Source organism: Algoriphagus sp. (genome assembly GCF_046296635.1).
GTDB lineage: Bacteria > Bacteroidota > Bacteroidia > Cytophagales > Cyclobacteriaceae > Algoriphagus.
Window position 1 is genome coordinate 46,314 of sequence record NZ_JBKBKZ010000019.1, and the last position, 11,511, is coordinate 57,824.

General features: G+C 41.3%; 10 protein-coding genes. 5 read left to right on the forward strand and 5 right to left on the reverse strand.

What is annotated here, in order from left to right; translation table 11 throughout:
• Positions 1–56: 56 nt before the first annotated feature.
• The gene (locus tag ACK4HU_RS14280) at positions 57–1,181 is read right to left on the reverse strand and encodes a tetratricopeptide repeat protein (protein ID WP_409807838.1); all 1,125 of its coding nucleotides are present in this window, start codon (positions 1,179–1,181) and stop codon (positions 57–59) included.
• A 191-nt stretch (positions 1,182–1,372) separates the two neighbouring features.
• Here ACK4HU_RS14280 and ACK4HU_RS14285 point away from each other — a divergent pair, with 191 nt between their 5' ends.
• The 4 genes from ACK4HU_RS14285 to ACK4HU_RS14300 all read left to right on the forward strand — a co-directional run bounded on the left by ACK4HU_RS14285 (position 1,373) and on the right by ACK4HU_RS14300 (position 6,599).
• Positions 1,373–2,221: a carbon-nitrogen hydrolase gene (locus tag ACK4HU_RS14285; RefSeq protein ID WP_409807907.1), complete on the forward strand. Its 849-nt coding sequence runs from the start codon at positions 1,373–1,375 to the stop codon at positions 2,219–2,221.
• A 92-nt stretch (positions 2,222–2,313) separates the two neighbouring features.
• On the forward strand, positions 2,314–3,387 hold the full coding sequence (locus tag ACK4HU_RS14290) for an agmatine/peptidylarginine deiminase (protein WP_409807840.1): 1,074 nt from the start codon (positions 2,314–2,316) through the stop codon (positions 3,385–3,387).
• A gap of 583 nt (positions 3,388–3,970) precedes the next feature.
• A complete protein-coding gene (locus ACK4HU_RS14295; RefSeq protein WP_409807841.1) occupies positions 3,971–4,543 on the forward strand; it encodes a Pycsar system effector family protein in 573 nt (190 codons plus the stop codon).
• A 121-nt stretch (positions 4,544–4,664) separates the two neighbouring features.
• Positions 4,665–6,599 carry an ATP-binding protein gene (locus tag ACK4HU_RS14300; protein WP_409807843.1) on the forward strand — a complete coding sequence of 645 codons (1,935 nt, stop codon included), beginning with the start codon at positions 4,665–4,667 and terminating at the stop codon, positions 6,597–6,599.
• On the opposite strand, the gene ACK4HU_RS14305 is transcribed toward ACK4HU_RS14300, so the two are convergent.
• The 3 genes from ACK4HU_RS14305 to ACK4HU_RS14315 form a co-directional block, all read right to left on the reverse strand.
• Positions 6,596–7,915: a polysaccharide deacetylase family protein gene (locus ACK4HU_RS14305; RefSeq protein ID WP_409807845.1), complete on the reverse strand. Its 1,320-nt coding sequence runs from the start codon at positions 7,913–7,915 to the stop codon at positions 6,596–6,598. The two genes, ACK4HU_RS14300 and ACK4HU_RS14305, sit on opposite strands and share 4 nt — an antisense overlap.
• A gap of 144 nt (positions 7,916–8,059) precedes the next feature.
• Positions 8,060–8,752, reverse strand: a complete 693-nt coding sequence (locus ACK4HU_RS14310) for an SIMPL domain-containing protein (RefSeq protein ID WP_409807846.1) — start codon at positions 8,750–8,752, stop codon at positions 8,060–8,062.
• Between the two features lie 327 nt (positions 8,753–9,079).
• On the reverse strand, positions 9,080–10,051 hold the full coding sequence (locus tag ACK4HU_RS14315) for a Kelch repeat-containing protein (RefSeq protein ID WP_409807848.1): 972 nt from the start codon (positions 10,049–10,051) through the stop codon (positions 9,080–9,082).
• A 153-nt stretch (positions 10,052–10,204) separates the two neighbouring features.
• On the opposite strand from ACK4HU_RS14315, the gene ACK4HU_RS14320 reads away from it, so the two are divergent.
• On the forward strand, positions 10,205–10,570 hold the full coding sequence (locus tag ACK4HU_RS14320; RefSeq protein WP_409807850.1) for a four helix bundle protein: 366 nt from the start codon (positions 10,205–10,207) through the stop codon (positions 10,568–10,570).
• Positions 10,571–10,661: 91 nt separating this feature from the next.
• Here the strand turns inward: ACK4HU_RS14320 and ACK4HU_RS14325 are convergent, their stop codons facing one another.
• Positions 10,662–11,510 (reverse strand): prephenate dehydrogenase, encoded by an 849-nt coding sequence (locus ACK4HU_RS14325; protein ID WP_409807852.1) that lies wholly within the window; start codon positions 11,508–11,510, stop codon positions 10,662–10,664.
• Position 11,511 lies beyond the last annotated feature (1 nt).

Here is an 11,511-nt window from a genome sequence, read left to right on the forward strand (position 1 = left end):
GCTACCAGATTAATTTAAGTTTTAGAAATAGAATATTGGGGAGAATGAAAAGATCATTAATTACAAATATTGAGCTCTTTTTCACTAACCTTTTCACCAAAGTTCAACGCAATTTTAAAGTCATCACATCCCTCTGCAACCCGTTTTAATTGAATTTTTGCACGTGCCCGATTTTTGTATGCCATACCATAATCAGGTTCAAGACTGATTGCTTTATTAAAGTCCTCCAGAGCCAATTCAAAATCTCCAAGATTCATTCTTGTAAATCCTCTGTTATTATGGTGCAGTGCTTTGTCTGGATTCAATTCAATTGCTTTTGAAAAATCCAAGACTGAACCCATATAATCTTTTCTCGGAGATTGCGCTCGGGCAACTCCGCGGTTAAGGTAAGATGCCTCATCATATGGATTTAAATCAATTGATTTGGAGAAATACCCAATTGCCTTTTCAAATTCTTTCAAATCATTATACAATACGCCAAGATTGAAATAGGTTAGGTAATATTCGGGGTTGATATCTTTCGCTTTTTCGTAATCCGAAATAGCACCTTCAATATCCCCCTTTTCCTTCCTGATGTTGCCTCGATTATTGAAGGAGTCATAAGAAGTTTTGTCAACTGATATTGCTGATGAATAGTCTTTTTCAGCTTTTGATAAATCGCCTAAGTCTTGGTAAACCTGCCCTCTTCCAGAAAGAGCAGGAGAATATGTTGGTTCTATCAATAATGCTTGATCAAAATTTTCTATAGCTTGGTCAAACCTTTCTAATTTATAGTAAATCAAACCTTTATCTTTCAAAACTGAGTAGAATTTAGGATCGATTTCTAAAGATTTACCATAGTAAAACAGTGCTGAGTCCAAATTACCCAATTCAGAAAAACTCGTCCCTATGTTTCTAAGTGGATAAACAGGTTCAGGAAAATCAAGAATTATAGATTTTTTAAAATCATTGATTGCGGATTCAAATTCATAGTATTCTAACTTATAAACGCCTCGGTTATAATATGCGATGGGATTTTTTGGAAAAAATAAAAGTGCTTTTGAATACTCAATTATTGCTGCTTCCAAATCACCCTTTTTGTAATTAGCTTGGGCGCTTTCCTCAAATTCTTTAAAGGTTTGACACCAAGAATTAAATGGAAAAACAAGAATTGCCAATAAAAACAGAACTGATTTATTCATACTTCCAAAATATTAAATTCCTTCAATCTTTTAGATCTGGCCAAACTTAAATCTTTCAATTTTCCAATCTTTCAATCTTTCAATCTTTCAATCCCTCCAAATCTCCACTTGCCATTCCCCCACACCCAAGGTATCTTTGCCACTGAATCAAAAACGCATTAGCCGTGGCAAATAAATCCGTCAAAGTAGGTATGGTCCAACTCAGTTGCTCTGGGGATGTGGCCGAAAATATGGAGAAAACCATCGCAGGTATCCGCACTGCCGCCGAGAAAGGCGCACAAGTGGTTGTCCTGCAGGAACTTTTTAGATCGCTGTACTTCTGCGATGTTGAAGATTACGAAAATTTCAAACTCGCCGAAGCCATCCCGGGCCCATCTACTGATACACTCAGTGCCGTTGCAAAGGAACTTGGTGTGGTGATCGTAGCTTCTCTTTTCGAGAAAAGAGCGGAAGGTTTGTACCACAATACTACTGCAGTCCTTGACGCAGACGGAACCTACCTCGGTAAATACCGAAAAATGCATATTCCTGATGATCCGGGTTATTTTGAGAAGTTTTACTTCACTCCGGGGGATTTGGGTTACAAGGTTTTTCCAACCCGATTCGGAAAGATCGGCGTACTCATCTGCTGGGATCAGTGGTATCCGGAAGCAGCTCGAATTACAGCTTTGAAAGGAGCGGACTTTTTGGTGTATCCAACTGCTATTGGCTGGGCATTGCATCAGGATGAACAAACCAATGACGACCAATACAATGCTTGGCAGACGATTCAGCGCTCACATTCAGTTGCCAACGGTATTCCGGTAGTTTCTGTCAACAGAACAGGAATTGAAGGACCGATGCAGTTTTGGGGAGGATCTTTTGTGTCCAACGCCTTTGGAAGAGTTACCTACAAAGCCCCTCATTTGGAAGAAGAAATTCACGTGGAGGAACTTGACTTTGCGGCTTCGGATCGGTACCGGACGCATTGGCCTTTCTTGAGAGACCGCAGAATTGATTCATACGCTCCAATCACCAAGCGTTTCCTAGACGAAGAATGAGCTTTCCAATTTATAGTTGAGTAAAATCCTCTGAACAACGAGAAATCTTATTTGGCGTTATAGAAGAACTGCTTTTAACTAATCGAATACTCATGAGAGATGTTTTTGAACTTGCCCGAAGCGGTGCTGCCACTCCGGCGGAATTGGGCTATTATTTCCCTGCGGAATTTGCGCCACAGGAATCCATGTGGCTGAGTTGGCCGCACAAGGAAGAAAGCTGGCCGGGGAAAATCGAGAAGATCTATGCGCCTTACTCTCAATTCATCAAAGAAGTAGCCGCGGCTCAAAAGATCAACATCAATGTGGCTGATGCCGAAATGAAGGCTTTTGCTGTGAAGCATCTTAAGGAAGCTGGCGTAAAGCTCAGTAATGTGACTTTTCACTTATTTCCAACCAATGATGCTTGGTGTAGGGATCATGGACCCGCTTTTGTTATTAATCCTGATTCGGAGTATAAGAAGGCCATCGTCAAATGGGAATACAACGCTTGGGGAGAGAAATATCCTCCCCACGACCTGGACAACTTAATTCCGCTACATATCGCTACAGAGTTGGCTGTTCCCTGTTTTAGACCCGGGATCGTGATGGAAGGCGGTTCGGTAGAATTCAACGGAAAAGGAACGCTGCTGACTTCAACGGCCTGTCTTCTCAATGAAAACCGAAACCCAACCCTGAACCAATCTCAAATCGAAAAATATCTTCGCGACTACTATGGAGTGAAGCATATTCTTTGGGTAGAAGATGGAATCATCGGTGACGACACTGACGGTCATATCGATGACATCACGCGTTTTGTGAATGAAGATACTGTGGTGACCGTGGTGGAGGAAAACAAATCGGACGAAAACCATGCGATCCTTGACGAGAACTTGAAGCTTCTCAAAAAGATGCGGTTGGAAAATGATAAACAGTTAAATATCATCGAGTTGCCAATGCCAAGTCCGGTGAACTATGAAGATCAGCGACTTCCGGCTTCTTATGCAAATTTCTACATTGGAAATGAGGTAGTTGTCGTCCCGACATTCCGAGACAAAAACGACCAAAAAGCCTTGGATATCCTGACGGATTGCTTTCCAAAGCGAAAAGTGGTAGGAATTGACAGTACTGATATCATTTGGGGATTGGGATCTTTTCATTGCTTGAGTCAGCAGGAACCAGCTGTTTAGTCGGCAGTGGTCAGTCGCAGTTAGCAGAGTCTGGTATCAGCCTGAGCAGCTTGCCCGCCATGGCGGGAAGTCGAAGGCAGGTTAGGAATTCAGAAGTATATAATCAGAAATCTGAAATAGAAAAGGCAGTCCCTTGTGGCTGTCTTTTTTTTGCTCACAGATTTCACGGATAAACCCACAGTGAATCAGTTGTCAGTCGCAGTTAGCAGAGTCTGGTGTCAGCCTGAGCGGAGTCGAAGGCGGTAGGCAGAACCAAATCAGAAGTATTAAATCAGAAGTATGAAAAAATTAAGGCAGTCCTGGTGATTGCATTCTTTTGTTGAAAAAGCTCACAGATGGCTCAGATGAGCACAGATGCAATTTAATCTGTGCTCATTCCTTTCATCTGTGACCAAAACTTAGCGCCTTGGAGTCTTCGTGGCAATCACATTTTTAAAGCCTTAAAACTTTATCAAATCCTTTGCGCTCTCTAATTTAACCTTTGAGAACTCAGTGGTAAAAAAAGCATGCTCTAGAAAATCTGTCCAATTCATGTTTCTAACTTTAAAATATTCCTTAATTTCAAATCAAATACCCCCGACCTATGGAAGAGCCAATTTTGGAGAAAAAGAAAGACAAGGACAAAACCGAGCGTGAGCGGCAGACTTTTTACCGTGTCACCTTTAAAAATAACTGTAATCTCCTCCAAATCGCCGACAACAAAGCGAACATAATAATCAGTATCAATGCCCTAGTGATTTCATCCACCATAGCAATTCTGGGCTATGGTTCCATGTCCAATTTGATTGAAATCAATTCACCATTTACTATTATACCTATTTTATTATTCCTCACTGTCATTCTTTCCTCCACCATGTTGGCCGTGCAGGCCGCAAAGCCATCAATAATTGGAAAGGCCAAAACGGGGCAAATTCCACCCAAATCAAGTTTGATGTTTTTTGGAGAAAGTGCCAGATACACGATGGAGGACTACTTGGAAGAGACACGCAAGATGCTCACTGCAAAAGACACGATTCAAGACCATATGTCAATTTCGCTTTATTATCAGGGAAAGGTTTTGGACCGAAAGTATAAATTGATTCGAAAGGCATACGAAGTATTTGTGCTTGGATTAGCGATAGGTATCGTATTTTTTGTCGGAGTTTTACTTTTTTAGGTTTTTTATTAGCATCAATATTCAAAAAGGAGTTATTAAGGTTGAGTGGTTTTGGATTTTTGATCAATAGGTGCATATTTATGCCAAACCTAATTTGACTTATTACTTCTCCCTTTTAAATATGTTAGCTCTTTTTTTAGTTTTATGGATTCCATTTCAGTCACCGCAAGCATATCCGGACAGCATTCAAAATCTGATTTCCAAAACTGATAATGACTCGCTCAAGGCTGTCCTTTACTACGATCTCGGAAAGTACTTCTTTGGAATAGATCAGGACACGGCCATCTATTTTGCCAAAAATTCAATTCAGCTAGCTGAAAAGCTGGGTTTGGAGAAAGTCAAAGGAAATGCGCTCAATATTAAGGGCGTTGCACAGTTGATCCGTTCAGACTACGAGGACGCACTCAAGACCCACCTTGAAGCGCTCCAAATCCGGGAAAATCTCCAAGACTCTACAGGGCTGCTGGAATCTAATCTCAATATCGGAAACGTCTATTACCGAAATGGAGAAATGGCAAAAGCAGCTGAGATGTACCAAAAGGCACTTATGTATGGTGTGGCACTTAAAAATCTTCGTGGCCAGTCTTTGATCTATAATAATTTAGGAAACTATCATAGTGACCGTTGGACCAAAAATGGGAATCAGGAAGACTATGATTTAGCCCTTGATTACCTTCAAAAATCGCTGAAAATTAAAGAAGAGCTTGGTGATTTTCGTGGCTCAGTAAAGACCCTCACACAATTGGCGGGACTTAGTCAAAAGTCTGATCGGGAAAAGGCGGGAAGCTACCTCGTTCGAGCGCTATCTATTGCCGATTCCAATCAAGATATTGAAAGCAAAATTTCCGTTTTGAATGAGCTTTCAAATTACTATTTGCAAGTGAAGGATTTTGCTCAAGTTAAGGCGTATGGTTTGCAAGCGTATCGAATTGCGAAGGATGCTAATTCATACTTTTTCATCTCTGTGGCAGCAGAATATTTGGTAGAAGCTGCAGTTGGGATGAATGATTATAAGAGTGCTTATGAATATCTGAAAGTAAAAAAAGAAGCGGATGATGCAATTTTTAATGAAAATCGCCAAAAAATCCGAGAGGAGCTTTTGGTTCAATACGAAACAGAAAAGAAAGAACTTGAAAATGATCGCTTGATTCAAGACCAGGAGTTTTTGGACCTCTCTCTTCGCAGAAGAAACGAATTACTGATCGGTTCAGGTCTACTTTTATTAGTGTTTGGGGTTTTGGTCTGGGTTCAAAAAAGGAACAATCAAAAACTCAAACGGGCTCATGATGCGCTTGAAAAAGCTCATAACCTTGCCCAAGCTCAAACCCAACAAATTCAAACTCAAGCAGACAAACTCAATCAGGCCAACCTTGGATTGACAAAGGCCAATCGATTTAGAGACAAGATTTTCTCGGTTATTTCACATGATCTTCGTGCGCCTTTTTCCTCTCTGCACAGTATTATACAACTTTGGGATAAAAAGATGCTCTCAGAAGAGGAACTACGTGAGGTTATGCCCATGATTGCTAGAGATACTCATTCACTTTCTCAAATGCTTAATAATCTATTGATTTGGTCCAGAGAGCAGATGGGTGCGGAAGAGGTTCAACTTAGTAAATTCGATCTTGGGGAAATAGTACATGAAAGTGTGGAGCTACTGAAGCCTCAATTGGTACATAAAAATCTTGATTTCAGGCATGAAAACGGGCAAGGATATGAAATCACCACAGATCGAGAACGCTTAAGCTTTGTCGTACGAAACATTCTTATGAATGCGATCAAATTCACTCCGGAAGGTGGTGAAGTCTTGGTCGACTATCCGAGTTCAAATGAAATCAGGATAAAAGACAGTGGACATGGAATGTCTCCTGAAATGCTTTCCAAACTATTTTCCGATCGGGTTAATTCTCAAAAAGGCACCGCAGGCGAATCAGGAACAGGCATTGGGTTGATGCTTAGTCAGGAATTTGCCGAAAGTATCGGAGCAAAAATTCTCGTAGAAAGTGAAGAGGGAGTGGGGGCGACTTTTAGGGTTGTTTTGAAAGAAGAGATTTAATTCCCTTCCTTCAAAACTATTACTCCTCCTTCCGGCTTTCCATCATAAATCACAAAACTTCCTTTTTCATCCTTTTGGATTTGTAGCGTATTGTTTTCTTGGCCTTGGATGACTCGAGCAGACGTCCAATTTGCTGGAATATAGGTTTTCAAAGTTAGCGGTATGGAATAAATCTCCGGATCAAGGGAAGAATTCAAGTTTATGGTGATTGCATTTCCCTCTACTTTCGCACTGACTTGAGTTGCTATTCGCTGTCGAAGGTATTTGGTTACATCCCGGAAAGTTGCAATCCATAAATCCTGCGCATAAGCCTTCATGTAAGAAAAATACTCCACGAGTTCAGGCCTTGTTTTTGGCTCCCAGCCAAGATTTTCTACCCCATGAAATACAAGGACTAGCCAAGTATTGTCATGTGTCATGACCGTATCCACCCAAGCTTTCATCTGATTGATATCGATGCGGGTTATCGGACCACGCTGCCATTGCACATATTCTTTGGTAGATTCTCCTGGGTTCACGCGGCTCCCACGGTTAATTTCTTCCAGCCATTCCTCTGGCATTCGGTTGCGAAGGGAAGGATAGACTTTGTGTGCATATTCCATCACGCGTTCATTTTCGGTACCATAGGGTCCTTCAGCAGTAAAAGTGGATTCTGGACCAATGAATTTTAGTAGGTCTGCTTTACTCTGCTCCAACTCATACAGCATATTGACTTCATCCAAAGCTGCCAATCGGGGATGTGTTACCGTGTGAGAAGCGATTTCATGGCCTTGAGCGGAGTAAGATTTGTATTGCTCCCAAGAGGTGGTGTCTTCGACATTGTTGTGAAAGACCACATCGTTGGTGTTCTTCATTGTTCCTTTTCGAACTTTGGCATAACCCTCATCGATCAGGGCATGGGCTTCGTCTACTTTTCCCTGCTCAAAAAGCGAACCTGCACGAGCGTGGTAGTCCTCTGCTTCACTAGTTCCGGTAAATGCAATCAATGACGCCCGTTCGAGAAAGTTGGTCGAATCGGTTTTGATTGTGGCAGTTTCAGCAATGATTACTTTTGGGTCTCTTCCGATGAATTTTCCCTTTCCAGATCCTTTTACTTTTCCAGTAATAATGTAAAAAGTAGCGGGGAGCCCAAGGCTGTCCATGATGGGCTTGGCGATAGTGAATTGATTAATTATGCCATCATCATAGGTGACGGATATGGCACCTTTTTTATTTCCCTGAAACTTCGTGATCTCAGTTTGACCAACGATCGGGTCTGTTGGTGTGCATCCAAAACCCATGAATGCAAGCAAGAGAAGTGAAGAAAGAGATTTCATGTTGAGTGGTCTAATGAAGACTACTAATTTGCTGAAAAAGTACAACAAGCCAGAAACCGCCAATCAAGTTTTTGGAAAGGAACTTTGAAAAAGGAAAAAGCCCAGTGAGAACTAGGCTTTTTAAGAATCATTAATGACTTATTTTTAGTAGGTATATTTCACGTAAACCCGCTTAGTAAGTGTTTGATCGTCAGTTTCGATCAGCATGTCCGCCGACTCTGCCATAGCTACTTTTGCATTCATATACATAGGCTGCGGCCGGTAGTTTGGCTCCATCGTTACGCTGAATACCCGAAGACCTCTAATCGCCAAGGTGTTTCCGATCAACATGGCCCGAGCTTCGGCATCTTTCAAGGCCTCAGTGAGAAGTGCATTTTCGAGTGATTTACGTGTAGCTTCAGCGATTCCAAATTGGAGATTGTAGCTCATATCACCTGCTTCCTGGATCGCGGCCGCAATTTTTTGCAAATCTTCGTTGGTTACAGAAGTAACGATTCTTAGGCTTTGACGCGCTACATAACCATTGTCGCTAGCTGTACCATTTTGGTAAATACGATTTACATTCACCGAATAATTGTCAGCAACCAGCTTATAATCTCTGATCTTCGCTTTTTTAAGCGCATCAGAGAGGCGTTGAGTTTTTCTGTTAAGTACATTTACCGCATCAGGCACCTTCATGGATTTTTCTTCCAGATTTATGGCGAAAACAGCTTCATCTGCTGCGATTTTTCGCTCGGAAAAGCCTTCTACTTCAATAATTGGTACTTGTTGGATTTGCTGCGCTAAAACAGGGGAGGCCATCGCAAAGGCTAGGAATAAAATCAGGATTCGTTGCATAGTTTTTTAAGTTTTCGGGATTGTGTAGACAAAAGACGAACCAGAAATGAAAGAGCTACAGTTGGCCTTTTTTAAAATGGTGGAATTAGGAATATTTAAGAAATACGATTTACGAATTACGAGCCAAAATCTGATTTCGAAGTTTCTGAAATTTTGATTATCTCAAAATAACGAAAGGCTAATGTTAAATTTCCTATGATGAAGTGCCTTGTCAAACTCAACTCACCACTTACCCTTTACTACTTACTTTTTACCGAATAACTGATAACACTGCCAACTGTGACTGCCTACTGACCACTGAGACTGATCACTGCGACTGCCTACTCCTTATTTCCTCCACTCAATCACCTCCATCGTATTAATCTCCGGACCGCCGCCACGATTAGCCGAACCTGCATGAACGTAGATTTTTCCATCCAGAAATGCCACCCCTGTGCCATGACGACCTTGCGTTAGGTTGGGTAAGGTGCTCCAAGTATGAGTTCTGGTGTCTAAAACCTCGACTTCAGCATGTGCAGGTGTTTGTGCTTGGCTTTCGCCGTTAAGTATAACTAGGAAATGCCCAATTCCCAGATTTGAATTTCCTGCTCGTTGAGTGGGAATTTCAGTTTCTATGGTTGTCCATTTTTTGGTTTTGAAATCATAGTAGTCAATTTCTTTGGTTGTCAGTTCTAGCACCTTACCAATTTTGGCGTAGGAAGTTCTTCCACCAGCCAGATAAAGTTTGTCGCCAACCAAAGCCGCACTGACGTGGTCTCTAGCTCTTGGTGCGCTTGGAAGTGCAGTCCAAACTCCGGTTGCTGGATCCAATTCATCAAACCAGCGAACAAACCCATCGTAGTGACCGTCCTGAATTCCACAAACCATGTAGATCTTATCCTTTCTTACAAAAACTCCAGCAGAACCCCGTTCTCTATTTTCAGGAAGTTTGGGCCCATCCCTCCACGTTTTTGTTTTTGGATTGAAGATTAAAATGTTCGGAATGGGTGTCTCGTGAGGATATCCGCCAGTCAGCGCTCCAACAACCCATATTTCACTTTTGTAAGAAACCGCCTGAAAATGATGAATTTCCATCGGAGCATCAGCGAGCTTAGTCCAGGTGTTAGTTCTTGGGTCATATTGATCAACAGGTCTCTCACCACGGCCGCCAAGTGCATAAAGCTTCCCATCACACTCCACAAATGAACTTTCATGGCGTGAGGTGGCTTCGGTTTCAGGTTGGATAGTGATCCAGGATTCTTGGGCCTTGACGATGAATGTGGCAAAGAGGATAAGAAAGGTTAAGGTATATTTTTTCATAGGTTTGAAAGCGAATGAATTTCGGATATGGGATTTCGGATTTCGGTTGCGGTGAAATAATTTAATATTAGTCTAAATATCAGATAATTAGATTATTATCGAAATTTAGTAAATTGAAATTTACCAATTTTCCACCTATTAATTTAAACTTTTATGAAAGAGCAACTTAAAATCCGATTTAAAAATTTTGCCCTATCTGTCATTAAATTATGTGAGACATTGCCTAGAAGAAATTCAACTTTTACAATTAGCAATCAAATTATAAGTTCGGCAACATCGATGGGTGCGAATTATCGCGCTGCTTTAAGAGGGCGATCTACAGCTGAATTTTTATCGAAATTGGGTATTGTCGAGGAAGAATCGGATGAAACATTGTATTGGTTGGAATTAATCGTAGAATCTGGATTAGCTAATTCTGAACAAGTTGATCCTTTATGGAAAGAGTGCAATGAATTATTGGCTATAGTTGTATCCACCATTAATACCACCCGCAAAAACCAAAAAACCTCAAAATCCTAAATTTTTTAGAATTTGAGGTTTCTTTTTCGTTTGGACGAAAAAATCCGAAATCCGAAATCCGAAGTCTGAAATCCGAACTCCGAATTTCAAATCATTTACCAAGCTCAAGAATATCCCGAATCTTATTGATCTCAGCCATTTCCTCAAAGAGTCCTTGATTGTCTTCTTTCTCAATTTTATTCCTGAATGCAGTCAGATTGGAAATATACCCATCCAATGCACTCAGAATATTTTCTTTGTTCTCTATGAAAATTGGTGCCCACATCGCAGGGCTGGACTTGGCCAATCGAACAGTCGAAGCAAAACCCGAACCTGCCATATCAAAGATGTTTTTGTCATCCGCCATTTTCTGTAGGACTGTTTCACCAAGCATAAAGGAAGAAATATGCGATAGGTGTGACACAAACGCCAAATGGCGATCATGCTCCTCAGGATCCATGAAACGCAACTTTACATTCAGCGCATCAAAAAGCTGGTAGGCCTTTTCTTTCAAATGAAGATCGGTTTTTTCCAGTTCGCAGATGATCAATACTTTTCGGTAGAGGAGATCAGCCATGGCAGCTTTCGGTCCTGAATATTCAGTTCCTGCAATCGGGTGGGCGGCGAGATATTGCTTGCGCTTAGGGTGATCTGCCATCATTCCACAAAGTTTTGATTTGGTTGATCCGACATCAAATACCAAGGTATTTTCTCCAATTTGATTTAAGGTATCGATCAGGATTTTTCCCAAAGCATCCGCAGGAGTTGCCAGAATGACTAAGTCAGTATCCGAATCCGGAGTTTCTTTTGCTTGGGTGATAATGCCAAGGGTAAGCGCGTCCTTAAGGTTCTGAGGATTGGCGTCGTATCCTGTGATGATGAGCTCAGGGAATTTTTGTCTGGCTCCCAAACCGAAAGAACCTCCCAAAAGGCCAAGACCAATGATGTGTATTTTTTGCATA

Coding starts and splice junctions, on each gene's coding strand:
- ACK4HU_RS14280 (WP_409807838.1), bottom strand. CDS start 1,181: ATGAATAAATCAGTTCTGTTTTTATTGGCAATTCTTGTTTTTCCATTT.
- ACK4HU_RS14285 (WP_409807907.1), top strand. CDS start 1,373: ATGGTCCAACTCAGTTGCTCTGGGGATGTGGCCGAAAATATGGAGAAA.
- ACK4HU_RS14290 (WP_409807840.1), top strand. CDS start 2,314: ATGAGAGATGTTTTTGAACTTGCCCGAAGCGGTGCTGCCACTCCGGCG.
- ACK4HU_RS14295 (WP_409807841.1), top strand. CDS start 3,971: ATGGAAGAGCCAATTTTGGAGAAAAAGAAAGACAAGGACAAAACCGAG.
- ACK4HU_RS14300 (WP_409807843.1), top strand. CDS start 4,665: ATGTTAGCTCTTTTTTTAGTTTTATGGATTCCATTTCAGTCACCGCAA.
- ACK4HU_RS14305 (WP_409807845.1), bottom strand. CDS start 7,915: ATGAAATCTCTTTCTTCACTTCTCTTGCTTGCATTCATGGGTTTTGGA.
- ACK4HU_RS14310 (WP_409807846.1), bottom strand. CDS start 8,752: ATGCAACGAATCCTGATTTTATTCCTAGCCTTTGCGATGGCCTCCCCT.
- ACK4HU_RS14315 (WP_409807848.1), bottom strand. CDS start 10,051: ATGAAAAAATATACCTTAACCTTTCTTATCCTCTTTGCCACATTCATC.
- ACK4HU_RS14320 (WP_409807850.1), top strand. CDS start 10,205: ATGAAAGAGCAACTTAAAATCCGATTTAAAAATTTTGCCCTATCTGTC.
- ACK4HU_RS14325 (WP_409807852.1), bottom strand. CDS start 11,510: ATGCAAAAAATACACATCATTGGTCTTGGCCTTTTGGGAGGTTCTTTC.